23 protein-coding genes and 2 riboswitches are annotated in these 26845 nt (G+C 31.6%); of the genes, 5 read left to right on the top strand and 18 right to left on the bottom strand.

The features are described from left to right. Nucleotides 1-52: 52 nt before the first annotated feature. The 7 genes from ID741_RS04560 to ID741_RS04530 all read right to left on the bottom strand — a co-directional run bounded on the left by ID741_RS04560 (nucleotide 53) and on the right by ID741_RS04530 (nucleotide 7325). Complete coding sequence (locus tag ID741_RS04560) at nucleotides 53-1015, bottom strand: sugar-binding transcriptional regulator (RefSeq protein ID WP_218326695.1); 963 nt, start codon at nucleotides 1013-1015, stop codon at nucleotides 53-55. Nucleotides 1016-1082: 67 nt separating this feature from the next. Beyond that, entirely contained in the window at nucleotides 1083-1439 is a 357-nt protein-coding gene (locus tag ID741_RS04555; RefSeq protein WP_438719205.1) for a PTS glucitol/sorbitol transporter subunit IIA, read from the bottom strand. Nucleotides 1440-1466: 27 nt separating this feature from the next. Continuing rightward, nucleotides 1467-2510 carry a PTS glucitol/sorbitol transporter subunit IIB gene (gene srlE, locus ID741_RS04550; RefSeq protein ID WP_438719204.1) on the bottom strand — a complete coding sequence of 348 codons (1044 nt, stop codon included), beginning with the start codon at nucleotides 2508-2510 and terminating at the stop codon, nucleotides 1467-1469. 12 nt (nucleotides 2511-2522) lie between these two features. Next, nucleotides 2523-3071 carry a PTS glucitol/sorbitol transporter subunit IIC gene (gene srlA / locus ID741_RS04545; protein ID WP_218326698.1) on the bottom strand — a complete coding sequence of 183 codons (549 nt, stop codon included), beginning with the start codon at nucleotides 3069-3071 and terminating at the stop codon, nucleotides 2523-2525. Between the two features lie 12 nt (nucleotides 3072-3083). Further along, nucleotides 3084-3473: a transcriptional regulator GutM gene (locus ID741_RS04540; RefSeq protein ID WP_438719203.1), complete on the bottom strand. Its 390-nt coding sequence runs from the start codon at nucleotides 3471-3473 to the stop codon at nucleotides 3084-3086. A 75-nt stretch (nucleotides 3474-3548) separates the two neighbouring features. Beyond that, entirely contained in the window at nucleotides 3549-4799 is a 1251-nt protein-coding gene (locus ID741_RS04535; protein ID WP_438719202.1) for an NAD(P)H-dependent oxidoreductase, read from the bottom strand. Nucleotides 4800-5714: 915 nt separating this feature from the next. Beyond that, nucleotides 5715-7325: a phosphatase PAP2/LCP family protein gene (locus tag ID741_RS04530; RefSeq protein ID WP_438719201.1), complete on the bottom strand. Its 1611-nt coding sequence runs from the start codon at nucleotides 7323-7325 to the stop codon at nucleotides 5715-5717. Between the two features lie 96 nt (nucleotides 7326-7421). Next, nucleotides 7422-7588, bottom strand: a riboswitch (M-box (ykoK) riboswitch). A gap of 608 nt (nucleotides 7589-8196) precedes the next feature. Then, nucleotides 8197-8364, top strand: a riboswitch (M-box (ykoK) riboswitch). Nucleotides 8365-8473: 109 nt separating this feature from the next. Here ID741_RS04530 and ID741_RS04525 point away from each other — a divergent pair. Continuing rightward, the gene (locus ID741_RS04525; protein ID WP_438719200.1) at nucleotides 8474-9616 is read left to right on the top strand and encodes an FtsW/RodA/SpoVE family cell cycle protein; all 1143 of its coding nucleotides are present in this window, start codon (nucleotides 8474-8476) and stop codon (nucleotides 9614-9616) included. 554 nt (nucleotides 9617-10170) lie between these two features. Here the strand turns inward: ID741_RS04525 and ID741_RS04520 are convergent. From ID741_RS04520 to ID741_RS04500, 5 genes are all read right to left on the bottom strand, one after another. After that, a complete protein-coding gene (locus ID741_RS04520) occupies nucleotides 10171-11946 on the bottom strand; it encodes an oleate hydratase (RefSeq protein ID WP_438719199.1) in 1776 nt (591 codons plus the stop codon). 363 nt (nucleotides 11947-12309) lie between these two features. Beyond that, entirely contained in the window at nucleotides 12310-13653 is a 1344-nt protein-coding gene (locus tag ID741_RS04515) for a hypothetical protein (protein ID WP_438719198.1), read from the bottom strand. Nucleotides 13654-13919: 266 nt separating this feature from the next. Next, nucleotides 13920-14222 carry a hypothetical protein gene (locus tag ID741_RS04510; protein WP_218326705.1) on the bottom strand — a complete coding sequence of 101 codons (303 nt, stop codon included), beginning with the start codon at nucleotides 14220-14222 and terminating at the stop codon, nucleotides 13920-13922. Between the two features lie 62 nt (nucleotides 14223-14284). Continuing rightward, a complete protein-coding gene (locus ID741_RS04505; protein ID WP_438719197.1) occupies nucleotides 14285-14539 on the bottom strand; it encodes a hypothetical protein in 255 nt (84 codons plus the stop codon). A gap of 846 nt (nucleotides 14540-15385) precedes the next feature. Beyond that, nucleotides 15386-16087, bottom strand: coding sequence for a potassium channel family protein (locus ID741_RS04500; protein ID WP_438719196.1), 702 nt, complete (start codon nucleotides 16085-16087; stop codon nucleotides 15386-15388). Between the two features lie 752 nt (nucleotides 16088-16839). Between ID741_RS04500 and ID741_RS04495 the strand changes: the two genes are divergently transcribed. Further along, nucleotides 16840-17868: a hypothetical protein gene (locus ID741_RS04495; RefSeq protein WP_438719195.1), complete on the top strand. Its 1029-nt coding sequence runs from the start codon at nucleotides 16840-16842 to the stop codon at nucleotides 17866-17868. Between the two features lie 255 nt (nucleotides 17869-18123). Here the strand turns inward: ID741_RS04495 and ID741_RS04490 are convergent, their stop codons facing one another. Together ID741_RS04490 and ID741_RS04485 are read right to left on the bottom strand one after the other, a co-directional pair. Further along, nucleotides 18124-18840, bottom strand: coding sequence for a hypothetical protein (locus ID741_RS04490; protein WP_438719194.1), 717 nt, complete (start codon nucleotides 18838-18840; stop codon nucleotides 18124-18126). Between the two features lie 306 nt (nucleotides 18841-19146). Beyond that, nucleotides 19147-20163 (bottom strand): linear amide C-N hydrolase, encoded by a 1017-nt coding sequence (locus tag ID741_RS04485; protein WP_438719193.1) that lies wholly within the window; start codon nucleotides 20161-20163, stop codon nucleotides 19147-19149. Between the two features lie 541 nt (nucleotides 20164-20704). On the opposite strand from ID741_RS04485, the gene ID741_RS04480 reads away from it, so the two are divergent. From ID741_RS04480 to ID741_RS04470, 3 genes are all read left to right on the top strand, one after another. Beyond that, the gene (locus ID741_RS04480; protein WP_438719192.1) at nucleotides 20705-21268 is read left to right on the top strand and encodes a TetR/AcrR family transcriptional regulator; all 564 of its coding nucleotides are present in this window, start codon (nucleotides 20705-20707) and stop codon (nucleotides 21266-21268) included. A gap of 155 nt (nucleotides 21269-21423) precedes the next feature. Further along, nucleotides 21424-22152 carry an ABC transporter ATP-binding protein gene (locus ID741_RS04475; RefSeq protein WP_438719190.1) on the top strand — a complete coding sequence of 243 codons (729 nt, stop codon included), beginning with the start codon at nucleotides 21424-21426 and terminating at the stop codon, nucleotides 22150-22152. Further along, complete coding sequence (locus tag ID741_RS04470) at nucleotides 22149-23243, top strand: ABC transporter permease (RefSeq protein ID WP_438719189.1); 1095 nt, start codon at nucleotides 22149-22151, stop codon at nucleotides 23241-23243. The genes ID741_RS04475 and ID741_RS04470 overlap by 4 nt, the downstream gene beginning before the upstream one ends. Nucleotides 23244-23658: 415 nt before the next feature. Here ID741_RS04470 and ID741_RS04465 read toward each other — a convergent pair whose 3' ends face one another. From ID741_RS04465 to ID741_RS04450, 4 genes are all read right to left on the bottom strand, one after another. Beyond that, nucleotides 23659-24468 (bottom strand): hypothetical protein, encoded by an 810-nt coding sequence (locus tag ID741_RS04465; RefSeq protein WP_438719188.1) that lies wholly within the window; start codon nucleotides 24466-24468, stop codon nucleotides 23659-23661. Continuing rightward, nucleotides 24461-25258, bottom strand: coding sequence for a hypothetical protein (locus ID741_RS04460; RefSeq protein ID WP_438719187.1), 798 nt, complete (start codon nucleotides 25256-25258; stop codon nucleotides 24461-24463). The genes ID741_RS04465 and ID741_RS04460 overlap by 8 nt, the downstream gene beginning before the upstream one ends. Further along, complete coding sequence (locus ID741_RS04455; protein ID WP_438719186.1) at nucleotides 25255-25812, bottom strand: 5-bromo-4-chloroindolyl phosphate hydrolysis family protein; 558 nt, start codon at nucleotides 25810-25812, stop codon at nucleotides 25255-25257. Before ID741_RS04455 ends, ID741_RS04460 begins: the two co-directional genes overlap by 4 nt. Before the next feature lie 299 nt (nucleotides 25813-26111). Then, nucleotides 26112-26729, bottom strand: coding sequence for a recombinase family protein (locus tag ID741_RS04450; protein ID WP_438720448.1), 618 nt, complete (start codon nucleotides 26727-26729; stop codon nucleotides 26112-26114). Between the last annotated feature and the right edge of the window lie 116 nt (nucleotides 26730-26845).

Raw genomic sequence — 26845 nt, 5'->3', positions numbered from 1 at the left:
AGCTAGCATTATATATTGCAGCTTCAATGTTTTTTGTTAATAGAATCAAATTTTATTCTTCGCTGCTGTCAGTTTTTTCTAGTAAAAATTCAGCTATTTCTGTTGTTACGGCAATCATATTGATTAATTGATGTTGAATCGCTACATAAAGCGCTGATTTTTTAGATTCTTCGTGACAAATTGCAGCGATTTTATCAATTTTTTTCAACTCTGTTAAATTTACGCCAATAACATTTTCATTGATCCGACTATCTACTTCCTCGCCATTACGATCAAAGAAACGAGAATTAATATCTCCCACTGTATGGACTGATTTTAAATCCGCCAAAGCAGCTGGATTTAAATAACCGATTTCCGTCATCGTATTTTTAGTTGAGAAAGGATCTGCAATCCCTACTAGCGCAAGATCTACCTTGCATCCTTCAGCCAAAACTTCTTTAATTAAAGAATTCTCGATTAAACTTGTTTTGACTTCATGATTATCAACTAAAGCCGGCGCATAAAGATACAGACTACGACCTCTAATTTTACGAGCCAAATCATAGGCCAGCTGATTTGAGTGAACATCAACATGATCAGGACCCATCCCACCAATTAATGGCACGATCATCGTTTCAGGACTATTTTCATAAGGGAATTCATCCACAAAACGCCGCAACATTTTCCCCCACGAAATACCGATTTTATTTGCTTGATCAATGTCTCGTTTAAAGGAGGAAATAGCCGTTTGCACCAAAATTTTCTCGACTTCATTTTCTCTGATATTGTTTGTGTCTAGCACGACTGCTCGTTTTAACCCGAATTTTTTTTCTAAGCTTAATTCCAGCTCTGCTGAGTAAGCACTTTCACTTTTTATGTAAATGTCAACAATTCCTTCTTTTTTTGCATCATTCAAATATTTTGAAACCAGCGACCGAGAAATCCCCATTTTCTTGGCAATATCCGACTGTTTCAAATCCTCTTTATGATACATTGTGGCAACTCTAACTAAATCCCGATTCATTTGTTCATTCATTTTTATTGACCCCCTTCCAAAACAGCAAAAGTGAGACAACGATTGCCTCACCTCACCATATTTTCTTTTATAAAAATTCGATTACTTCGCCAATTTCAACTGTTTCAGGATAACTACTTGGACTAATAATAATCGCACCTGGTAAAATTTCGCCAATCTCATCACGGAAATAAATCGAGATATGACCTAATTCTTCGAAGTTTGCATTAGCTTGAGAGCCAACTGCGGCAATTTTATATTCTTGACTACCAAATTTAATAAGGCCACCAACTTTCAAGGCATCCTCTGGTTTTTCTTCAAATTCATGAATGACACAAATATCTCTCAATTCAGCCGTTGCTTCTGGGCCAAATAAAATAATCAATTTTTCTTCGGCAAATGCTTCTACCATTGAACCAATTTCAGTTACTTTTGTTTTTACCATGAGAATCCCTCAATTTCTTTTAAATTTTTAATACATACCAAAACTGAAGACATAAGCAATCGCTACTGCAGCTACACCAGTCAATACTCGGCTATATAAAATTGCCGGCACACCGACTTGAACCGTCTCAGGTTTTGCTTCACCTAATGTTAACCCAACTGGAATAAAGTCACAACCTACATGAGCATTAATGGCAAATAATGCTGGCAATGCATACTGTACAGGAATTGATCCGTTTGCAATTTGTGTACCGATCAAAACACCGATAACCTGTGAAATAACCGCACCAGGTCCTAAGATTGGTGACAAGATTGGAATACTACAGATTAATGCTAAAGCCAACATTCCTGGTAGAGATCCCGCCAAAGGAGAAAGCACATTTGCAATCCAATCACCAATACCAGTGTAGTTGATAATCCCAATCATCATTGAGATAAACGCCATAAACGGAATAATATTTTTCAAAAGCATATCAACCGCATCACGACCTGATTGATAGAAGACACCCATCACGCCACCGATTCCGCGAGAAAAACGAACTAAAAAGCCATCTTTCTTCTCGTTATTAGCTTTGTGATCTGCCTTTGCTTTTGCATATTTCTCTTCAAATTTTTCTTCAATTTCTTCAGTTTCAGCCGCTGCATTAACTATCTCTTTTTCGGCTTGGGCAATTCCAGCACTTTGAACTTCTTCTACAGTAGCGCTATCTCTTAATTTTATATTATTTGGCTTCACACCAGAAACAAAAATATCTTCAGTAATATGCTTTGCCAAAGGGCCAGATGGTGAGGAAGGCAATACATCAACCGTTGGAATCCGTTTCATGGGATAAACTCCGATTCGGGCTGTACCACCACAATCAATGACAGCACACATCATTTCTTCTTCTGGTACTTGGTTTTTAAAACCATCCCAAGCTTCTGCCCCACTTAAATCTGCAATTGCTTGCGCGACTGGATGAATCCCGCCACCCGTTACAGAAACAACTTTATTTTTCTGATCAGTTGGTGTCAATTCCAATCCAACACCCCAACCATTACTTCCTGGTTCCACAAAAATTGTTTTAAACATGTCAAGATCCTCCTAGCTAGCCACACTCTTGGCTGAATTTTTTTTCGATTCACGAGAGATTAAAAACTTAGTGATTTGCTCAGTGACTACACCCCGCATAAATACGACGATGACACCGACAATAAAATATCGAACAGCCAAAGTCGATTGACTATAACCAGCTTGTGTTACCCCATTAGCAATACCTAAAAAGACAAATAATTCACCAGCATTTGCATAAGGAAATAATCCTGTTACCGGATGTAAAAAAGATACAACTGCGTCATAAAAAGCTGGTTTTTCTTCTTCTTTAACAAATTTCCCAAAAGTATAAGCCATTGGATTAGTCAGCATCAAGACTGACAAAATCGGCATCACTGAGTAACGTAACACCATGTATTTCGAACAAAATCGAATTGCTCGGTCGACTCTTTCTTCACCAATAAAGGCAATTACTGAATAAGTGAAAGTCAGTAGAACAATCAATAACGGAACAATCCCCGTCATAAAACTTGTAAACTGCTCCCCGCCAGCTTCAAATAATCCAATAAAATTTGTTCCGAACCATTCAATATACTTCATTATTTGTTCCTCCTAATTATTAGTAATCGCTTCCATTTTCCGTAGGTAGATGTTTCCCAATAAATTCTCTGTCTTAGATAGATGTTTCACTGTCTGTTGCTTTTCATAAAAATCTTTCAAATGCATATTTTGATAATTTTTCATTTCTCTAAAACCTGCAAAGATTGTCAACCCGCGGCAAATATAGCAGTGTTCAATTGTACCGGCTTCATTTATTACGATTGCCACAATTGTCTTTGACAGCCAACCCTTTGATACATCCGTCTGTAGTTCAAAACCTGTCTGTCCAGCATATTCTTTAGTAATTTTACTAATAAAACGATTATAATTGCGGACTTGAATAAAACTGGCAAGTGACTGTAGCACCATCAAAAGCAACACGACGACCATTAATAAATTCATGACATTCCTCTTTTCTTTTAAAAAATGAAACAGAAGCGATGATCACTTCTGCTTCACCAGAAATTCAACTTATTTTTATTCTGCAAAGGTTTGATCTTGCATTTTACGTAAACGATAAACAGTAGTTGATTCATCAATTTCAATATCATCATAAGTTAAGAACGTACCATCTTTAATATCACGTTTAGCTACAGAACTACCGCCAACTAAACCGATTGGCACATTTCCATTTTTCTTCATATCAGCATGTGTTTCTAGCACACCGCGGACACAATAACCACCGATACCATCGATTCTTTCACCAGCTTTGATATCTTTTTTCGCTACCGCTACTGTCTCAGAAATTGGTGCTCCCATTGGCACAATTGCATGATCGTTTTCTAAAACTGCTCGAGCAATCGTCAATGGTGTTTCTAAACTAGCTAAGTGGAACGGACGGTATAACAAGTGATGATCCCGTTCACCTTTTTTCATTAAGTAACTTAATTCGTGACGCACACCTTCGTTTTGACCCTTCACAATTACGAAGACACCTGGTGCTAAACCATCGACATATTCAACAACACCAAAGTTATCTAAAACTCCGCCATTTTCTTTTAAATCAAGTTTTTCTACTGTACCATCTAAATCAGCTGAAATTCCGTGCATTCCAACTTTATCTGGTACAAATCCAATCGCATTAGATAACAGATTCATTTCTGCCATAGTTTTTGTTCCATCTTGGAAAGCTGCCAACATATGACTAGACATCTTTTTAGCATCTGCTTCTGCTTGAGCTGAATCAGGATTTGCACTGACTTTTAACGCGTTATTTTTTCCTTTACCAGCAACTAAAACTTCCATACCCATTGTTTTAGCAAATTCAAATAATTGAGTTGTTACTGCCGGTTCGTCACCATCTGAACCAGTGTAAACTAAGCCAGCTGCATCATATAATTTTTTCATTAATGGGCCAATGGTAATATCAATTTCAACATTTAATAGTACAATATGTTTTTTCGCAATTAAAGTTTCAAAAGAAATTTGTGCGCCAACTTCTGGAACACCTGTTGCATCAACAATGATTTCAACTTTATCAGAGTGAATGACTTCTTTAAAATCTGTCGTAGTTAAAATATCAATTTTTTGAGCTGCACTCGCATTGTAAGCCTCAGCCGCACGTTTGGCGTTATCTAAATTAATATCACTGATTCCAGCAACAATCATTCCAGGAATTGTCGAAATTTGTGCAATCATTCCTGATCCCATTTGTCCTGCGCCGATTACACCTACTTTAATAGGATTGTTATTTTTTTCACGTTCAAGTAATTTGCCATAAAGTGTCATTATATTTCCCTCCAACTAATTTTGTCATATGTCAATATGTTTGTCATATGTGTTTTACATGGATTAGTATAACATCGTTAAAAATATTGTCAACGCTTTCTCTTAAATTTTTTTCACAAACTTTTTTTAGAAGCCATAAATTTTTGAAGAAAATCGATGGTAATAAGGGTTTCAATGGGTTTTAGTTTGTAAAAAATTATTATTTATATTGATGGATTTTTAAATGATTAATGAATATTTTAATGTTATTTCCTTAATTCAAACTAAAAAATCGTAAAAAAAGGAGTGGATTTCTCCACTCCTTAAAAGTCTAACTTTTAGATTCAGTATATTTCTGTACGTATTTTTTACCTTATATTTTCCAATAATTCAATTTGCTAAATCTTGTTTATTCTTAGAATCTCTATATGCATACAACAATTACATATATAGTTAGATTGATTTTATTGCCCGCCTTTGGGATATACAAAATTATTAATTTACACGCATAAAATTTTTATTATTAAAAATCCACATCTAAATTCAAAGAAATTATTTTTGTCTAATGAATACAAATTTTAGGCTCCAGTATAAAGTAAGTCCTTTAGTGTGAAATAAAGAGGCCAAAATTTTTGGCCCCTCTTCAATCTATATCCTACATCCATAGTTAGCTCATGAGTGAAATTAGCTCGATGAATCAAGTTATTAATAGTTAATACTCTCATTTTATTTCCCTTTTTAAAGTAAGTTATCTGAAATTAAAGAAGCCAGAACCTTCTTAAATTCAGTAGAATACCTTGTATCTTTAGTCATCATCATAAAAAATTTCTCTAATATGTTATGTCGATAAAATTATTTATAATCATATTACAGAGCCATTCCTTATCAGGTATCGGGATTGAACGCTTTTGTTATAGCTTCTTCTATGGAATATAATTATTGATTTTGTTCATCCTGATTTGTATCAATATCCATCTGCTCTTTGATGGCATTTTCGACACGTTGGCGTTCGCTTTCTTCTACAAGTTGATAAGAAATTCCTTCAATTCCAGTCTCACCATCACCTGTGAAATCGTAGCCTTTTAATTGATCGGTTTTGATATTTTTTAGTGCAGGCGTGTATTGTTTTAACATGGACATCATTTGGTCAAAAGATAGATCAGTTTCTCCATTTTCACCAATAACATCCAGAATTTCTTGATACTTTAGTAAGCTGTTAAAAGAAAGTAATTTGTCTGTTAATTGAATTAAAACTTCTCGTTGGCGACGTTGACGACCATAGTCCCCTTCTGGATCTTCATACCGCATACGTGCGTACTGCAAAGCTTCCCATCCGCCTAAATGTTGCTTACCTTTTGGATAATGGATACCTTCAGCATCAAAGGCAAAGGCATTATTCACGGTAACACCACCGACAGCATCGCCAAGGTCCTTCATGGCATCCATATCAACAGAAAAGTAATGGTTGATAGGAATGTGTAAAATATTCTCTACCGTTTTAATTTGCATATCAGCACCTCCGAAAACGTGGGCTGCATTGATTTTATTATATTCTCCATCAGTGCCTGCAATTTCTACATAATAATCTCGCGGAATACTAGTAATGGTTGTCTCTTTTAATTGATTGTTAACCGTGACCACCATTAAAGCATTGGAGCGATAATCAGTCTTCCGTTTTGAATCATTCGCAATTCCCATAATTAAGAAACTTACAGGTTCACCTTTAGCCAAATCTGGACTTTTAGTTGACGATTTTCGTGGTTTATACATTGTGTTCGCTGTTTTTTTTAAATTATGATACATGCTGACGCCGTAAGCTGATATAGAAAGAGTTCCTAAAAATAAAAGAGTCAAACTGAACACTAGGAGTAAACTTTTTCTTTTACGATGATGTCGTCTACTCCGTTGCGTGATGTCTTCTTCTGCGAAAGTTTGTAAATAACGTTGATTCACAACACTGAACGAAAAGTTTACCCAGCTATAGCTTAGAAGCATACCCGCAATTACGTCACTAGGATAGTGAACGCGGAGAAGGATTCTTCCTAAAACAATCAGAACAAGATAAGCAACTAAAAAAATTTTTATCCCTTTAGCTTTTTCAACTTTAAGATAAGTTAAAGTGATAAAAACCGTACAGACAAGGCACATCGCTAACAGAGAATGCCCACTAGGGAAACTCGCGGAACTTCGATCGACTAAAGCACCTAAATCTGGTCGAGTTCGACCAATAATATGTTTAAAGACGCTCCCTAAAAAGCCTACAATTAAAAGGTTACTAACGGCCCAAAAGGCAAGAACTTTTTCTTTTTTCTGAAAAAGATAAATCATAAGTAACAAGAAGAACAGGGACATTGGGCCAATCGTTGCTGTTTTCGCCATCAGATTGATAATCGTTAAAAGTGACGTATTTAATTGCCATTTGATGTGATAGATTGCCTCGTCTATTTGTTGAAACCAATTTGGACTGGCAGCCACTAATAGCGTGAGGCAAGTAAAACAAATGGTTGTTATGGTGTAACGTGGAATTTTTTTTTCTGATCTTTGCATGAGAATCCCTTTCTTTTTTCCTTGAAAGAGGAGACTAAGCCAGCATTGATCGTAAATAAGCAATTGCTACTTTCTAAAAAAGCAAACAGTACATCAATCGGTTCTCATCGTCTGAGCTTTAGCACTATCCAACGTAAAGATTTCTCTTAGCTATCTTTAGAAGAGCCTTAATTCGACAATTCCTGTTTTACACATTGGTGTCTTTCGACATTTCTGCGCAATAGCCTATATTTGGATAGGAGCCTCACCTAACAAGGTTATTTTATCTAACTGCCAAAAGTATAGAATTAAGGTTGTATTGCTTTCAATCATTTTGAGTAAGTTTATTTTTTTTTTAATTATTTCAATCGTATTATTGGAAAAGAATAATGAATATATTGAAAAAAAACAATTTTCCGTCCACCAAAAAAATATTTACAAATGGTTACTTACTTTGACGGGAATGCATTCACGTTCTTCAATATTCTGTAAAACAGTTCCGATTACTTAATTTTGCTAAGAATTTTACATCATCAATTGTTTGGTCACTTATATTCTGAATTGTCACTACTTTACTCTCATCTTTTAACAAGTTCATGGTTATTACCAGTTATATATCTAAAGTCTGTAGAATATTTTTTTGTTATTATTTGATCATTTATTTATGTTTTTATAATTTTTATTCCATATCCAGTTTTTTTAAAAAATAAAAATTTTATTGTAATAGCAATTAATAGAAAAGCATAACTTAATATAAAAATAAAAACCCTTTGCAACACTATTTGACGGAGAGCCGATTAAATAAAGAATTAATAAGAATTTATCAGCTTTTTTTTAAGATTTTTCCAATTCGTTGTATCGGCAAAAGAAATAAATTAATATGAACGCAATTAAATAAACTTGTTAGGTGAGGCTCCTATGTAAAAATAGGTTATTGCCCAGAAATATCGAAAGATACCAATGGGTCAAACAGGAATTGTCGAATTAAGGCTTTTTCAAATAACTAAGATATTTTTTCTTTACGTTGCATAGTGCTAAAACTCGAACGATGAGACAACCTTATAAAGGTCAAAATCTGTTCAAAAAAGGTTTTAGGCCTTTTTTATTTGGGTTACTTGTAGAATTGGTTATCAATTCCACCTAACTATCGTTTTAGGAGGAGAAATTGAATGATCAAGAATAGAAAAATTGACCTTGTTATTTTAGTTCCATATTTTATTTTATCTGTAATTGGGCTTTTAGAAATTTATAGTGCCAGTTCTTATAGACTGATGGTCACAGATGAATACTCGCTAAGCTTATTATATCGGCAATTTATATTTATTATAATAAGTTTGACAATAATAGGGGTAACCTTTTTTATAAAGCTTGAGTATTTGCTACACCCACTATTTATTAAGGGAGGTTTAATAGTTTCATTTCTCCTTTTAATTATGGTAAAAGTCGGTTTTTTTGCTGTAACTGTCAATGGCGCACAGAGATGGATTTCGATAGGGGGATTTCAGTTTCAACCATCTGAAATCATTGTTATATTTCTAATTTTATATTTAGCAAGTTATTTTAAAAATAAAAATATTACCAATGTAAAATTGACTAAACCATTTATTATTACAGGGTTAGCTACTGGCTTAGTATTATTGCAACCTAAAATTTCTGGAGCATTTATGATTATAGTGATAGTCGCAGTAATCATTTGGGCGGCAGCAATTCCTGTTGAAAAAGGAATAATAGGGATAGGCTTATTTTTAATGGGGATAATTTTAATAGCCACTATTGTATTAATTTTAGGCGAAAACAATTTGTTGCCAACATTTTTTTCTCATGCTTATAATCGCATTTCTATAGTTCACAATCCTTTCTTAGATGAGCATGGATACGGATATCAAATGGCTAATTCTTACTATGCTTTATATAATGGTGGTTTTTTAGGACTTGGCTTAGGCAATAGTCTTACTAAGCAGGGATATCTACCAGAAGCAGAGACAGATTTTATTTTTTCAATTATTAGTGAAGAATTGGGGTTGCTAGGCGCTATATTTGTCTTATTTTTAATTTTTGTAGTTTGCTTAAGGATTTTTCAGAAATCCATTCAATGCAAAGATCAGCAACTGAGCTTAGTACTTATTGGATTTGGGACGCTGATACTTATCCAATCTAGTATCAATGTCGCAAGCGTCTTAGGATTAATTCCTATGACAGGAGTACCATTACCCTTCGTAAGTTATGGAGGAACTAGTTATTTAATCCTATCTTTTGCCTTGGGTATTTGTTTAAATATTATATCTCGCAAAAATCTCTATCTTCTAAAATAATATAAACCATAATTATCACCCATAAGAGATCTCTAGAAATCTAGTCAGTAGTTTCAATTCTAAAAGCTTACTTTTTTGAATGTCTCCTATGGCAGTAATCTGAACAAAAAAGAGAAATTACTTATTATTTAATATACACCTATGAGTTACATTGTAGAGAATAGAATAAATCCGTATTGGCAATGCTTTATTTGGAATAAAAAGTGTTAATTTTGGGAATGGGAAGGGTAACCACTGTAATTAGAAAAAGTATACTAATGTTTGTTTTGAAAAAAATAGTTCTCGTTTCAAACGAGAACTAAAAGTAATAATAATCTATCATGTGATTGTATTTTTTAACTGTGGAAGATTAAAATATTACAGTTTGAATGGTTAAATACATGGGAGGCTGCCCAATCCATCAATAATTTTTTTAAAAAAATTCCCTGTTACTTTTAAAAAAACCGAAAAGAAAAATCCTTCTCGGTTGTTCATTTTGATCTACTTTTTAGATAGTAATCTTTTTTATAGAAGGACACATCGATGCTTGTTTATACACTAAAGATTACTTAGTATTATAACAAACCACTGTCTTCTAATAATTCTTCAATGAATGTACCTTTAATTTTTTTTAGTTCATGCTTTTCCACTAGACTTGTAAACCAAGGAACTTTTAGATCAATTAATTTCTTTTGATCATTTAAATAATAAGTAGCCTTCATCAATGTTCTAATATCATAGCAAGAAGCGAAAACTTCAGGAATACCTCGATCCACCTCTAATAAACCGTACACTGCTTCCATAGCTGTCCGAACTGAATATTCAGTAGTAAAAACAGTATCTCGTTTTGTTTCTGCAAAATTTCCGATAAAGGCTAAATTCTTAGATCCTTCAGGAATAACTAGTGGTCGGTCACCATTTGCACGCGGCATAAAATAAGAAGTAATATAAGGCATGTAGCAAGGCATCGTGTTGCATGAATGGATCGCTAAATCGTTGATCATTTCATTAGGAACTCCCATGTGATATAACCATTCAGCTGCAATCTCATTACCTGTGCATTCAGTGATTGTTTTTTTTGTATAGTTTCCATCAGTATCAGATATCAGTGCATAAAACCAGACGACTAGTTGATCTTTTGGTTGTTCTTTAAAATGTGGTTGACGATTTAACGTATAACTTAATTTCCAATTTGAATCTTCTACGTGAACAATTCCGCCAGTAACGACTTTTCCATTATAAGGATCTCGTTTGCTTATTTTTTCAATAAAAGGTGCAATTTTTTTATCCAATGTAGTAATGGTAGCTGAAACTACCCACGCAGCATCTGGAATATTTTCGCAGAATTTTTCTGGTCTACCAAAAGTTATGTCTTGCGCTGCTAGTTTTTTCCAAAGGTTCCAACTACCACCTAGCTTATGTGAAATAGGTGCAGGAGTATCATTATCGCCATATGTTGAACTTTCAGTAATAGAACCGTTAGTAATAAAAACTAAATCATTTTCAGTTAAATCGATTGTTTCAGGAAATCCATCTACTTTTAGTAGAATTTGTTGCGCCTGCTTTGTACCGCTTTTATCTGATTTAATTAAAATATTTTCCACTTGCGTATTATATTGGAAGTGAACACCAGCTTTTTTTAGAAAGCTTAACAGAGGTAATACTAATGATTCGTATTGGTTATATTTAGTAAATTTTAATGATGAAAAATCAGCTAAAGCGTCTATATGGTGGATAAACCGCATTAAATAACGGCGCATTTCCATTGCTGAATGCCAAGTTTCAAAGGCAAACATTGTGCACCAATAAGCCCAAAAATTTGAAGTAAGAAAATCATCAGAAAAGACCTCACTAATTTTTTTATTCTGTAGCTGACTTTCTTCCATTAAGCAAAGTGCAATTATTTCTTTTATGGCTTTTTCACTTAATAAAAATTGACCATCGGTAGCTACTTGTTCTCCCCGGTTATGAATCAAACGACAATGCGAAGAGTTGGGATCTTCTTTATTCAACCAATAAAATTCATCTAAAACAGAAGCATCTGCCTGTTCTAATGAAGGAATGGAACGGTAGAGATCCCAAAGACATTCGAAGTGACTTTCCATTTCTCGACCACCTCGTATAACGAAACCATTTTCTTGCTTGTAAATACCATCTAATGAGCCTCCGGCAAGACTCAATTCTTCGAAAATATGAATTCTATTTCCAGCCACACGACCATCACGAATCAAGAATGCTGCTGCTGCAAGTGAAGCCAGTCCAGAACCAACTAAGTAGGCAGATACCTTATCAGCTTTTTTAGGTTTTTTTGGACGTGCAAAAGCTTCATAGTTTCCATTTGAGTAATACATTTGTCATCATTCCTTTAAAAGAATTATTTTTTTAGACTTGGATACAAGAGTACTTTACATTTTTTTTCGATTTTTTTAAATAGACAAACATTGAGATTTGTCCAAAATATAAAGTACTTCTATATATTATTCTAGTAACTAAATCCAATTTTTTTGTGTCTAAAATTGGAATGTTTTTCGACGTATAGTTACTATTGAAAAAACAGTATCCACGAGAGATTAAGCTACTCGTGAATACTGCTATATTAATATTTTTGATTTTTCAACTAATTTGATTAAAAATTTAAAGGAATTCAAATTAAGCTAATATTTTAATTTGAACAATGAAATAGACTTTCTATTTGACTTAATTTTTGACGTAAACTAAAGGATATCTTTTGTAGAATACTGTATCTTTAAAATGATCAAATAATACATAGCAACTAGCAATAATATCAGTGCAGTGGCAATATGATTCCACGATTGCATAATCACCATACTATTATGAGTTGATACTGCTCTGCTGCTATATATAAAAAATTCTTTTACAGTCTTTTTGTCACTGGTCAAAATTACAGACGCTAATATCATTAAAATAAACTGATGTGATATACTACCAATATTTTGAATTGTATATTTTACCCATATTCTTTTATCCATAGGTAGAGACTCTGTTTCACTATACTGGATTGTCAACCAAGAATTTAAAATACTCTTAAATAAGCTAATTAAAAAAATTCCCAATGAAAAAAAGGGAGTTGCTAAAATAGTTACCAATCCCACTATCACACCTAACAATGAATAATTTTTCATATTTTTAAAGATGAATTTTTTTGTTGAAGTACTTAAAAACATGCCTAAAACATAAGGGAGATACACTTTAAAAGCTACTGCCTCTCTTCCATAATATCCACTAGCGTATAAGGAACAAAATAAAAATAAATAATTTCCCAATGATCCATTAATTATGGTTAAAAAAGATAAAGAACGCGGTAGTCTTTTTTCCTCGTGAGATTTAAAAATAAATAACCTTATAACACCTAAAATAATTAAAAAAATATATCCATAAATAAAATAATCAAATTCCTCTGAGTTTAGCATTAGTCTGCTAGATCGTAACAAAAATAATAGAAATAAGAAACTAAAAAATAAAACTAAATAGCTATATTTGGATTCTTCTAAATCGTGGGATGCTATTTTATATCCTGAATACTGATAAACCATATATAATGAGATGATATACAGTAAACCATAGAATGAGAAACACAAACTATAACGAAAGTTTATGGGTGAGAACATAGTAATGCCTAATATCGCAATCATAATCAGTGATATAATATTGCTACTTTTTTGTTTTTCATTCTGTTTTTTTAAATAAATATTTAAACTTGTATTTGAAGGTGGTAGCCACGCTCCACTTAGCCCTAAAAAAAATCCACCTAAAATGTACATGGGAAAATAAGTGCTACCCAATACACTAAAAATACATCCCAGTAGCCCGCTTATCAAAGAGATTTTCAAAAGGCTATAACTATTCAACGTAGTTTTTATTCCACGAATAAAAAAAATACCTGTCATCCTAAAAATATAAAAAAGAATGAAGGGAAGTATAGTACTCCAGTTAGATCCATTGCTTAACTGAATAAAAAGCATAAATGGAATAATGATTATGGTCGTACTAATAATAGACAGTGCACATTGTCCAATAAGATTCAAATTTCTTCTCATTTTTTCTCCTTTTTTGTAATATATGTTCTAATTTGATTTTTTAAATTTCAGAATATAAAATTGAAACTGATAATTTGACTATTTTTCCCAGGTGATATTGAACGGTTAGTTTCTAACTTATTACATTTATAATCACAGGCTGTGCTTTGAAACATAGCTAAAGTAACTAGTTATAAATTGCTATTGATAATTGGAATTAAATTCAATAGAAAAATAAAAAATCGAAGTAGAATGCTCTACTCCGAAAAAGATTTGAATTTTTATGATTACAATACATTTCCCGTAGTATCTTTAATTTTCTTTCCTATTTGTTTTACTTTTTCTCTACTATTTTTTACATCTTTAGCAATTTGGTTAAGAGAATTTAATTCACTATCAGATAAATCATCAACAATATTTAATAATTTTTCATTATTGTTAAATTTATCTCTGACAACTTTTTTTGTTTTGTAACGAGTTACTTCACTCTCAATTTTCCCTAATATTTTTTCAGAAAAATTAACTGTAGCATATGCCCCTGTTATTGCCAGTAAACCAATTCCTATACTAATTTTAGTTCGGTTTTTCATAAACATCCGTCCTTTTATAAAAAGCTATGATTAATGTATAAGTAAACATTTATAGCTCAATGTCACTTCAAATTTTCAAAAAAAGTATCGATTTTATTCATTTCATCTTCATCATATTTATCATATTTACCAGCATCATATAAAATATGTTTAATTTCATGAATTGCTTTCTTTTCTGCATACCATTTCTTAAATTCATGTTCCTTGCTAGTATCTTCATTAAGTGAATTAAGTTTATCCAACTCACTATCTAATTTAACTACTGTGTCAGTCACATTATTGGCTACATTTTCTTCTTTTTTTTCATAATCCGTCATAATAAACACCGCTTTCTTTATTTGTAGGTCTATAATACTCCGAAATAATTTTTACGTCTAATCATAATTGGATTTACTTAGTAACCATGCTAAATAAGTAATTTTTTAATTGAAAATAAAAAATCGGATATCCTTTGTTTCTCCCATTTTTTTGATTCTTAGGAAGTAGAGAAGAACAGTCAATAATAGATTTTCTTTACTAGTATTTTATTGTTAATCTAATTTCATCTTGATCCATTAATGCCAACATGTGTTCCTTAATCTGTTGCTTGCATATTGTCTCATCCAACATTTATGTCATAATCAGAAAGTATTTTCTGCTTTCTCACTTTGACAACTTCATCTTTTGTTTTACCATGTAAACCTTAATTTTTTTCCAAAGGTTTATTTTTTGAGATCCTACTACATATATTTCTGGTATATATTTTGTATCATAACCTAATGACAATAAAAACAGAAAATCACTACGTTTGAAATTAGCCCAATCATTTTTAATTGACGGAAGGGGATGACTTGAATCAAATAAAAGTTCAACTAGATTTTTATATTTTTTGTAATTCCTCTTTATTACTTGACCAATCGGGATTACTATTTGTAACAGTAAGTAATCTCATTTTCAGTAATTTATTCATAAATATCACCTAATAACTAGTAGCTTCTTTCTTTAATGGCATGAATTGTTTTTCTTGGCAAATTCAACTCTCTTACGTTAATGCCAATACAATGACTGAGTAAAGAAAAGCTTTGCTTATTCTATTCTTATATTTTTGTTAATTTTGATTTGTCTAAAGTATCTTCCGTAATCTCCAACATATTGCTGAAATTGTTCTACCAATCCTCCACCAGTTAATCTTTTTTCTCTTTACTATTTGTTAGAATTTCAACTTGCTTAGTAAGATAATCAATTTTTTCATGCAATTTTTCTATTTCAGAAGAATGTTTTTTGTGTATCTTATTTTTACTAAAATAATTTGTTATCGTCGAAGTAATCAAACTGATAAAACCTAATCCAAATAGCATAGTTATTGAAGCAGTTAGTTTGCCCCAGGCTGTTTTTGGAATAATATCTCCATAACCCAAAGTAGTTACTGTTTCAATACTCCACCAAATACTTTCTCCATAATTTTTATTTTCAAAAAAGCTAAAAAAACCACTACCGACAAATATAATACAAGCACTTGCATAAAGTCCGTATATAAAAACATTTTCATACAAAAAACTATTCTTTTTTTTCCCTAACTTAAGCATTAAATTAATGATTCTAAAAATTCTATTGGTGCTGAATAAGAGATTGCCAGTAAGTAAATTAAATGGGAGTATAGCAACTAAATCAAATATATTTTCTAAAAAAAACTCCTTTTTTTTCTCAGACATCAAGAATCTAGTAAGGTAGCTAATAATAAAATATAAAGTAATCACCATGTCTAAGAGATTGTATGGGAATAAACTTAAATCAATTACTCTGGCTAAATTTAATATAAAAAGCATTATCCAAAAAATAGTTAAAATAAAATCAAATAATGAATAAATAGAATGTTTTGATTTCATTGTCGCCTCCTCTAAATTTTTGTCAAAAAATTGTCCTTTAATAAGTATAAAAATTTTAACAAATCGACCACGGGTAGATTAAAAAGAAAATTTCCAGTTACTTTACTATTCTTATTCATGGTCCTGTTGATTTCTATTTTTTATTGTAGTCTTAGTTTAACTGGGAACAAAACAGAAAATTCTCACACAATCATGAATACAGGGAAATCACGATTTAACATTTGAACGACTCTGTCCAAAAGAATAGTTCAATATTTTTGGTTGACTCTTTATTGTAAGTTTCTTCCATAATAATGACACTCCTTTTTTTAAACGTTTCCAAAAAGTATAATGGGAACTGAGAAATAGTCAATAGGATTAATAAATCAGCTGATATATTAATCAATAATTTTGGCTGTAGTTAACACAACTTACTTGTGTAATGTTGGGGTATCTCTTTTTCAGAAGTTTTTCGGTTATATTTTGTTCTTTTAGTTTTTAAATTAATGTATTTTAAAATTTTGTAACACAATCGAATTACTTTAAGTTGTCATATACTAAATTTAAATAATAAATAATTCTGAAGTTATTATTTAAAAAATAAAAAATTCCTCAATCTATCGTAATTTATATAAATTAATAAATTAATGTTATTCATTAACAGATATGACTATCTTTTAAACTTCATTAAATGAAAGAATTTATAAGAAAATAAATAAATAATTTTCGTTATTTGTGTTATATTATGTTAATCATATGAAAGGAAGTGTGCTATGAAATACTTACATGTTCTTTTGATTTCTGTATTATTGTTTCCACAGTTTATCTTTTCAACTCCTGCTTTTGCAGAACAAAAGACACTGGATTCTGGGACAGTCGATAAAAATAAAGACTTTATAGACTTGCCTAATGATAATATTACCTTAAATATTGGGGATATTTTTTATCCAGAAAATTATGCTACTGCTTATCGTGATAATGAAGAAGTACCTTACGGTAATGACTTTACTGCTATCTACAATGATGTAGATACTTCTAAACCAGGACATTATAAAGTGATCTACCGTTTGCATTATCCTTCAGGTGCAGTTTTAGATAAAACTATGAATGTTATGGTGCAAAATAATGATCGTATAGACTTGCTTAATGACAGTATCACCTTAAATATTGGAGATATTTTTTATCCAGAAAATTATGCTACTGCTTATCGTGATAATGAAGAAGTACCTTACGGTAATGACTTTACTGCTATCTACAATGATGTAGATACTTCTAAACCAGGACATTATAAAGTGATCTACCGTTTGCATTATCCTTCAGGTGCAGTTTTAGATAAAACTATGAATGTTATGGTACAAAATAATGATGAAGGTACTAGGTTAATACCTGTATTAAGGTCATATAATACAAATGATGGAGATCATTTGTACACGTTAAGTCAAGAAGAATATAATTGGATTACTGAGTTGAAGTGGAATGCTGAAGGAACTGCATTTAAAAGTGTCCTTTCTGATTATGAAGGTGCTATTCCAGTATACCGCCTTTACAACTCTCATTCTGGAGAACATTTTTATACTGTAAGTGAAAGTGAATATAATAATGTAGCCTTAAAAGGTTGGACAAAAGAACAAGTTGGATTCTATATGGTTCCTAAAGAAAAAGGGAATACTGTCTATCGTGTTTTCAATCCAAATGCAACTGGTCCTGGATCTCACTTATTCACCGCTAGCAAAGAAGAATCAACTTGGCTAATTAACCAGGGATGGAAAGATGAAGGTATCGCATTCTACAGTGCTAAATAATTAACTAGAAAAAACACCACATAAAATTTTATGCGGTATTTTTTTCCTTCTGCTAGCTTTATTTAGTTCATTATTAGTGGTAGTTATCTTAGTCACTTTTAACAAAATCATTCCCTTTCAATGAACGTTACACAACATGGTGGTATAACGTTGGTCAAATGTAATTTAAACTAAAAAAAATTCAACAAATATTTTCCAAATAAAGTTTCTAACAAAAAAGAACTATCCATAATAAATGGATAGTTCTTTTATAGATTATTCCTCAATAGCTATCGATTCTCTTAATTTCACAATAGCATTATATAAATCCTTTTCCGCTTGATTTAAATCATCTACCGTTGAATTGGAACCATTCAATAGTGTTTTACTAGAATCTAAGGCAACTTTAAATTCTGCATAATCAGACGCTGCATAGTCTGATTCTTTTATATATTCGTCGCAATAAGCAACTCTTTTATCCAGGCGGGAATATGCTGATTCTGCATAAAATTGAACATCTTCATTAATCCAACCTGCAGCAACAAGTCCATCATGTTCAAATTTTTCAGTAGTAAACATATGTGATCCTGCAGCAAGAGCATTTTTATTATAACTACGATATACTGGAACATCGTCTCGTGTATCACTTAAAAATGATTTCCCCTCTTGTACCCATCCTTGTTTACTTAACCAATCATATTCAACTAAATTTTTTGTGTAGAAGTGATCACCTGCATTTGGATTATATAATCGATATACTTCGTCTCCTTTATCTGGGATTGCCCAAGCTGTACCTTCACCAGTCCACCCTTGAGATGATAACCAATTAGCTTCATCGTAACTAGCTGTGAAAAAATGCTCCCCCGAATTTGGATTATAAACTCTAAGTAGTAAATTTTCTAACCCTAATTCTTCTGCTTCTGCTGGTGAACTATAAATTATACCTAGTCCTAATCCTAATACCAGTCCTAATCCTAATACAAACTTTTTCATAAAACCCCTCCTTTGTAAGCGTTAATAATAATAATAACATACTTCATTTATTTGTACTTAAACAACATAATAAACACCCAAAATCAACACTTTTAAATGAAAAAAATTTCGAATTCAACTGGCACATCTATTTGTCTTGTCGTTGGTTTATCTGATTTAATTCCTTCTGAGTGTTCCTTCCAAAAAAATTAATAGACCAATTCTATAAGAACTATTAATTTCTTTGAGCTGCCACATTTACATGGATTCACTTAAAGGTTTGAGATATCCATGAAAAAAATAGCTAGTTATCGGACAATTATTTCATCATTTTATATATACATGATCATCTAATTGAATATCTGTATAAGTTATTTCTTTTAATGATGTATCCATTTTTTTTGAGGTAATAGCCAAACCTTCACCAGTTTGTATATAAACAGTTTGATTATTAACATCGTATCCTGACCAGTAACGCGTATAATCTGTCATTTGTTTATCTTCATGTGCGTGTTCTAATCCACGAGGGATTATTAGTGGTCTAAAAATCGAGTATAAAGTATTGATACCTTTGTCTGTATCGAAACTATCTATCATATTCTTGTAGTAGAAACTACGTATGAATCGTGACGGTGAAGTATAATCTCCAGGAATCCCTAGGAGACCATACCCTGTGCCATTTTCGATAGGTTTCAGTGCCAACTGATTATTGATCTTCTTTTCTGATACTCCGGTATTTTCTAAACCTATATAATTTCTAATATTAACAGTATGATAATCATATTCAGGACTATTTGTCATCACATCAATATAGTCATATAATTTAAAACCTCCAGATATTACTGGTTCCAAAACGATGCCATCGCCTGTTTTATCAATAAAAGCATAATGCAAAGGAAATTGTAAGTCATTTCCTTTATATACAAATGATTGCTCTGTCAACATAAATTCTGAGTATATATTCCGAATTTCTTGTACATTTTTAAAATTAGTTAGTATATATGTTACAAACTCCTCGCCAATTACGGGGATTTTCCCTAAAGATTCAATTTCAGAAGTTTTACTTCTAGTTGTTTCTACTAATACTTGGCAATCACCGGTTAACCCATACTCATTAATACCGTCATACATGATGGCAGTATCTTTGGTACATATACCTAATGTAGCATATTTACTTTTCCAAGGTTTTAGCTGACTCTCTACGGTAGTTCCACTCGGCATAGATACGATTTTTACATCAAGATCTATTCCTGGATCTTCTCCAAACATTGACATATTTAAATCCATTGTACGTCCAAAAAAAATATCATTATTTTTTGCGGTTAATTTAATATTTGTACACATTCTCAACAGCCTCTCTTTACTAAAGGATATTTTTAGTATAACACTGGTTAAATATTAAGTGGTTATAAAAAATTTATCTGAAATATTGTTTCAAAAGAAAAAGCAATAAAAATAATAAAAAAAAATGAAAGCGGCACCTGTGGGTATACCCATGGGCGGCACTTTATATTTTTTCAAGAACCCTATTTTACTGTCACTTTTAAAGTTATTTTACACTTATTTCAACCGCCAAATTACACAAAATATTTTTTAGTCATAATTTATCATCTCTTATAAATTCTATTATTGTCTAAAATCTAAAGACTATCCAAATATAATTAATCTAAAAACTAAAAAGAAAAAAAACTGCATCAACATAGTGCCAATTACTGGTTATAAATTTAATGATAAGTACTCTCTATATTTTACAAAGTACTTTTAGTAGACACGGTGTTTTTTATTTTGTACCCTTTGCAGTATAGACAGATGTAAAGATATTTTAAGAATCTGGAATGTATAATGAACAATTCTATTAAATTGCCCACTAAAAGGAGATACTAATATGAAGAATGAGAAGGATATTCGTTTTTATCGCACTAAAGATCGAATTATATGCGCTATGATTACATTGTTGAAAAGTAAATCTTTTGCTCAAATTACTGTTAAGGATATTTGCAAAGAAGCTGAAGTGAGTCGTAGTGGTTTTTATTTACACTATTTAGATAAATTCGATTTAGTAGAAAAGTATCAGTTAGAATTAATAGACCACACCAACGAACAGCTAAAAGTATTTTCAGAAGAAGGTCGGCCAAAAGCTGAACTGATGTTATACATGATGAACTTTCTTAAGGGAGACGGTTTACTGTTAGCCTTATTAATTTCTGATAACGGATCTCCTGACATACAGCGGCAAGTGAAGAACCTTTTTAAAGAAAATGCCATAAAAAATGTGTTACCTCACTTAAGTCTTCAGGTCAAAACTGAGTTAGAACGAAAATATTTTATCACTTTTTTGAGTAATGCTTTATTTGGCTTCTTACAAGAATGGGTAAATGATGGGCAGAAAGATTCTCCAGAGGAGCTCGTTTTAATTCTCAATAAATTTTTGAATTTTGATTTAGTCTAAATAACCGCATAGCGGTTATTTTTTTCATAGTAAGTAATCACTTTTTTTGATATGTCTATTATCCAATTTAGTTAGTTGAAATTCGATTTAATAAGTTTATACTTCAAGGAGCACAAGATAATAAACACTGTGTTCATTAAATTGGAGGGAAGCAAATGTCAAATGAAATTATTGCTGAAATGATGCATGCTCATAAAAGCTTTAACAAACATACCGTATTACAAGACGTCTCAATTGTGGTTGAAAGAGGAACAATTGTAGGGTTAATTGGTCCCAGTGGTGCAGGAAAAACCACGACAATTAAATGTATGATGGGTATGGAAAAATTGGATAAAGGATCGACAGAAATATTTAATACCACGATGCCTAATCGGAAAATTTTAGAAAAAATTGGATATATGGGGCAAAGTGATGCCCTTTATGAAAACTTAACTGCCAAAGAAAATCTTCAATTTTTTGGCAAACTTATGGGGTTGAAAAAAAGTAATCTCACTGTGGCTATCCAGGAAAATCTATCTTTAGTAAATCTTACTGACTCTGAAAATGTTTTAGTTCAAAATTTCTCTGGTGGTATGAAGCGAAGACTCTCCTTAGCAACAGCGTTACTTGCTCAACCAGAATTACTAGTTTTAGATGAACCCACAGTCGGTATTGATCCTAGCCTGAGAGTTGAAATCTGGAATCAGTTACGGAAAATTGCGAGTGAAGATAATTCAATCATTATTACAACTCACGTGATGGACGAAGCTGAAAAATGTGATTTAGTAGGACTTATTATTGACGGACAAGTATTTGCTATAGGGACACCTACAGAATTAAAGGCACAATTCAACGTAGATACAATTGAAGATGTCTTTTTAAAAGCAGAGGTGAAAGTAAAATGATTCGGTTTAAAGCGATTTTTTTAAGAGTATTAAAAGAAATGTTCAGAGATAAACGGACACTTGCTTTAATGTTTATCGCCCCTTTAGTCATTTTAACCTTGATGAATGTTTTATTTACCTCCAGTAGTGATGTTTCCGTTACAATTGGTGTTGATCAAAGCGTCCCTACAGTTATTACAGATAATTTAAAAAAAACTGACCATGTAAAAATAAAAAAATATAATACTGATACGAATATCTCTAAGAAAGCAACGGAGGATAACCTATCTGCTTTTATCAGTGTAAAAGATTCTACAATCAAAGTCTCTTATGAAAATAGTGACCCCAGTGAAACCACAGCAGTCAAAACTATTTTATCTAATGTCCTTACAAAGGATACCATCAAAGAAATGACCATCGAACTGCGACAAGCAGCTCTTGTTACAGGACAAATGTATTCTGTCACAAGTTATTCAGTTAATAACTCTTATATCTATGGAAATAGTAGTACTAGTTTCTTTGATAAAATATTCCCAATTTTAATGGGTTTCTTCGTTTTCTTTTTTGTATTCTTAATTTCAGGGATTGCTCTTTTAAAAGAACGAACTTCAGGTACATTAGAGCGAATTTTGGCAACGCCTGTCAGAAGAAGCGAAATTATTCTAGGATATTTAGCTGGATACGGAGTTTTTGCTATTTTACAAACTTTACTAATTGTCTCCTTCTCATTATATATCCTAAATATTCATGTCGCTGGAAACATTGGCTGGGTCTTTTTATCTAACATTCTAATTGCCTTTTCAGCATTAGTTTTAGGTATTTTTGTCTCTACATTTGCTAGCTCAGAATTTCAAATGATGCAATTTCTACCAATTGTAGTCATTCCACAAATCTTCTTCTCGGGCATTATTTCACTAGATTCAATGGCTAGTTGGGTAAAAGGATTGAGTTATATCTTCCCTCTAACCTATGAAGCAGACGCCTTATCTTCAGTTATGTTAAAGGGGCAAGGATGGAGCTATATTCGGTTTGATTTAAGTATTCTGTCTGTATTCATCATTGTTTTTACATTCGTAAATATTATAGGGATGAAAAGGTACCGAAAAGTTTAGTTTAATATTAAAACCGTAAACTGTTTTTTGTTAGATTCCTGTTTTGAGTTTGGCTTCAATTTATAGAGACTTACTTGGTATAACATTATGTAGTCTATTTTTTATGATGAATAAAAGTCTATTAACCCGCTAATAACAGCTCTTGTTTCTGATGAGGCAAGAGCTATTATTATGAAATTTATCACTTAAAATTTTAGTGAATTACCTTTTAAAGTGACGGAGATTTGAAAAATCCTTTCAAACTAGTCTTAAAAAAAATAAAGAAGCGTTACCTATGAGTATGCTGGAAATATTCAGTTAAATGATATACCTCTTTAGTATGAAATAAAAAAACTCTCGTTTAAAACGGGAGTAGTGAGTGATTGTCTATTTTTGATGAGGACGTTGTATCTATAGTTAATTGATCATCTAGTTATTAATTTGTTTTACTTAACAAAAAAGTATTATCCATAAATTTAAATTCACTTTTAAAGGCATTATTCCAATCCCTAAAAGTGCTATCTTTATTTATTTTTTTATTCGGTTCGCTTGAAATATTTATAGCTATCATAAATCCAGTACCGTCGGGAAAAATAAAGTATTTTTGTATGAAGTAATAAGCATATGTACTTGATCTCATACATTTACAAATATAGCCAGTTAGTACATCTTCAATTTGATTTTGAGGATATAATTTCATAAAATCTTTATTCGAGTGTTCATAAGAAACTACACCGTTTACCATATCCCCTGTTATATTTACATTTACAATATATGTCATATTTCTATTTTCATAGAACGTCAAGGTTGCTAAATCCACTAATGAGTCAGTATCAACTCCTGGTAGAACAGATTGTTCGTTATCTGTATATGTGGTATCCCAATCCCCATTAACTTTAACTTCATAACCACGGTTAAAAATCATTGTTTCATTTTGAAATGTTACACTTAGTGGAAGGTTATAATCAATAGGTCCATTCGGTCGAATATTATTATCTTTTAAAAGGAATATCTCTTTTGGAACTGTATAAGATTTAAAATCGCTTTCTATTGTACTTGAGGTACTCGCCTCTTTATTTTGCGTTGCCTCTTCTTTGCCAGTACTATTGAAAACCATTAAAAGTATCATATTCAAAAAGGCTAATACGCAGAATATAAGAACACACCGATACTTGTTTTTACTCTTGTTAAGTTTTTTTTTGATAAACATCTGATCATATTCAGCATGAAAATTCTTATTATTCACTATCAAATACCTCACTAGAAGTTACCTGTATCTTGCTCTTTTCAAATATAAAATCTTCACTTAAAAATTTATAGTCTTTAGGGAAAGCACTTGTAAATTCTTCAAAGTTACTTTTATTTGTTAACGTTTTTAGTGGTTCATTAACAGTAAAACCTTCTATCAAAATACCTGTTTTATCCGGAAATAAGAAGTAACGATAAATTGTAGAATCTTCTTTACTTTCAGAATAGAATATATATCCTGTTAAAACGTCATCTAAATTTTTCTGGGGATAAATATTGACAAATTTTTTGTTGAATAGATCAGAAAACCTAAATGAATGCAGTAAATTGCCCGAAAGAGAAATCGTGGCGTAGTCTGAAACGTAACGTCCTTCATAAAATGTTAAGTCAGCGATTGTTTTAGTGACAACATAATCCGGGTCATCATTATCCTCAGGCAATAAAGACAGAGCCTTTTTATTGGTAGAATTATCCCAATCTCCCATTATAGTTAGTTGGTAACCTCGATTAAAAATAAATGTATTATCCTTAATGGTTGCTGATAAAGACTTACTGTAATCTATTGTTCCTGTAGTTTTTATGCCCGCCTCCTCTAATGGATAAGTATATGTGTACTCGCTGTTAGTATCATCGTGACTTTCAACTATTTTTACAAATACCGACTCTACGAAAGTTAATATTAGTATTACTGACAAGATAATTTTGAACACACGATTTTGTTTTTTTGCTCTGTTATCTTGCATATCGAACAAATTATCATATTCTTTATGAAAATTTTTTTTACTCACTTTTTCTCACCAATTACTTTCTTAGATAATGCGATTTCTGTAGAATCTTCCTCTACTAAACGTTCATAATCATCGGTAATACTGGACGAAATAAAATTAATGGTCTGCAAAATATTATTCTTTGAGTCTTTTATCTCGGGTGTATTCAGGTTTGAGTCTTCAATATTCATTAATTTGGAACAAGCATGTTCCATACTAGGTAATTTTTTATAGATGAAATCCCCATACTTAGTTAGATCTTTAGGTTCATTCATTAACTCTTGAAAAATCTGTTTAGCTGACACTATCCCGGCTTCTTTTTTTTCTATTTTTTTTAAATGATTATTCATATTAGTTACTTGTTCAATATATATAATTTGTTTTTTTAATTCTTCCATAGTTTGTTGAAATAAACGAAGATCTTGATCTGACATTTGATGTTCAGTTTTAAATTTTTTTTGTCGGTCAATAAAAACTTTGTTTATACTATAATTGCTTAAAGTACGTACTACAATCCATATAAAAAAAACAATTCCTAAAACCAACATATTCAATATAATAACAACCGTTACCATTCAATCACATCCTAATAGACTTCTTGTTTAAATTATACCAAATTAAAATCTTTACCTTAATATTATTTAGAGTTATTCAATATTTTTTTAGCATCTGTTATTTAAGAAAAAAAGTTTGAGCCGGAATTAATAATAAAGATACATCTTTAAATTCTGATTATTTTTCAGAAAAAAATCTTTTACGTCATACGATTCACCGATTTCAATTTGCATCTATTCAACCTTCTACTAAATTTTTCCGTGTTATCGTGTTATATAGTAGAATAGCTTTTTTTATCATAAATAGTTTTCTATAAAAACTATTTATTTTTTAGAGCCTCTTCTCTTGCCTGCTTTTTAATCCTTTTTAGCGTAGACAATGAAATATTGGTTTTCTTCTCAACCTCTCTCATACTATTTGATTCCATTAACTCAAGTGCATGCTTGTATCGTTCTGTTATAACTCTTTTAGGGCGTCCTTCTTTGTAATATTTGTTGTTCGCATGTTGCCATTGTTTTCCTTCTTGGGTGCGTGTAACAATTAAGTCTCTTTCAAACTGTGCAAAGCTGCCAAACATATTCATCATCAATGTTTGCATGGAATCATTTTTATTGGGTTCAAATATCAATGAATTTTCTAAGAATATGACGGTGACACCAGATTGATTGAAAGAAGAAATTATTTCATTCAAATCAACAATACTTCTTGCAAGACGATCTATCTTAGTGACTAATACTTGGTCGCCATTTTTCACAACAGAAATTAACTCTTCTAGCTCTTTTCTCCCTTCCTTTTTCGTTCCAGTATATTTTTCACTGAAAATTTCAGTTGCTCCAGCTTTTTCTAGTTTTGCAATCTGTGTTTTATAGTCTTGGTTACTAGTACTTACTCTAGAATACCCATAAATCGATAAAATTCCCACTTTCTTTCTGAATATAAATTTTTGACACCGTTCAAAATCAAGTATATTAAGAAAAAATTAAAGGGTCAAAAACTTTTTAAGTTTCTGACCCTTCACTACATATTTTTATTAGTATAGCTTTTTTCACAGCA

This window comes from Enterococcus sp. AZ103 (assembly GCF_051714685.1).
GTDB classification, from domain to species: Bacteria; Bacillota; Bacilli; order Lactobacillales; family Enterococcaceae; genus Enterococcus_A; species Enterococcus_A alishanensis.
Note: the sequence above shows the minus strand (reverse complement) of the source record. Positions and strands in the feature narration are given on the sequence as shown.

What these genes read in the sequence shown, in the direction of transcription:
- ID741_RS04560 (WP_218326695.1), bottom strand. Translation starts at nt 1,015, where the DNA reads ATGAATGAACAAATGAATCGGGATTTAGTTAGAGTTGCCACAATGTAT.
- ID741_RS04555 (WP_438719205.1), bottom strand. Translation starts at nt 1,439, where the DNA reads ATGGTAAAAACAAAAGTAACTGAAATTGGTTCAATGGTAGAAGCATTT.
- srlE (WP_438719204.1), bottom strand. Translation starts at nt 2,510, where the DNA reads ATGTTTAAAACAATTTTTGTGGAACCAGGAAGTAATGGTTGGGGTGTT.
- srlA (WP_218326698.1), bottom strand. Translation starts at nt 3,071, where the DNA reads ATGAAGTATATTGAATGGTTCGGAACAAATTTTATTGGATTATTTGAA.
- ID741_RS04540 (WP_438719203.1), bottom strand. Translation starts at nt 3,473, where the DNA reads ATGAATTTATTAATGGTCGTCGTGTTGCTTTTGATGGTGCTACAGTCA.
- ID741_RS04535 (WP_438719202.1), bottom strand. Translation starts at nt 4,799, where the DNA reads ATGACACTTTATGGCAAATTACTTGAACGTGAAAAAAATAACAATCCT.
- ID741_RS04530 (WP_438719201.1), bottom strand. Translation starts at nt 7,325, where the DNA reads ATGCAAAGATCAGAAAAAAAAATTCCACGTTACACCATAACAACCATT.
- ID741_RS04525 (WP_438719200.1), top strand. Translation starts at nt 8,474, where the DNA reads ATGATCAAGAATAGAAAAATTGACCTTGTTATTTTAGTTCCATATTTT.
- ID741_RS04520 (WP_438719199.1), bottom strand. Translation starts at nt 11,946, where the DNA reads ATGTATTACTCAAATGGAAACTATGAAGCTTTTGCACGTCCAAAAAAA.
- ID741_RS04515 (WP_438719198.1), bottom strand. Translation starts at nt 13,653, where the DNA reads ATGAGAAGAAATTTGAATCTTATTGGACAATGTGCACTGTCTATTATT.
- ID741_RS04510 (WP_218326705.1), bottom strand. Translation starts at nt 14,222, where the DNA reads ATGAAAAACCGAACTAAAATTAGTATAGGAATTGGTTTACTGGCAATA.
- ID741_RS04505 (WP_438719197.1), bottom strand. Translation starts at nt 14,539, where the DNA reads ATGACGGATTATGAAAAAAAAGAAGAAAATGTAGCCAATAATGTGACT.
- ID741_RS04500 (WP_438719196.1), bottom strand. Translation starts at nt 16,087, where the DNA reads ATGAAATCAAAACATTCTATTTATTCATTATTTGATTTTATTTTAACT.
- ID741_RS04495 (WP_438719195.1), top strand. Translation starts at nt 16,840, where the DNA reads ATGAAATACTTACATGTTCTTTTGATTTCTGTATTATTGTTTCCACAG.
- ID741_RS04490 (WP_438719194.1), bottom strand. Translation starts at nt 18,840, where the DNA reads ATGAAAAAGTTTGTATTAGGATTAGGACTGGTATTAGGATTAGGACTA.
- ID741_RS04485 (WP_438719193.1), bottom strand. Translation starts at nt 20,163, where the DNA reads ATGTGTACAAATATTAAATTAACCGCAAAAAATAATGATATTTTTTTT.
- ID741_RS04480 (WP_438719192.1), top strand. Translation starts at nt 20,705, where the DNA reads ATGAAGAATGAGAAGGATATTCGTTTTTATCGCACTAAAGATCGAATT.
- ID741_RS04475 (WP_438719190.1), top strand. Translation starts at nt 21,424, where the DNA reads ATGTCAAATGAAATTATTGCTGAAATGATGCATGCTCATAAAAGCTTT.
- ID741_RS04470 (WP_438719189.1), top strand. Translation starts at nt 22,149, where the DNA reads ATGATTCGGTTTAAAGCGATTTTTTTAAGAGTATTAAAAGAAATGTTC.
- ID741_RS04455 (WP_438719186.1), bottom strand. Translation starts at nt 25,812, where the DNA reads ATGGTAACGGTTGTTATTATATTGAATATGTTGGTTTTAGGAATTGTT.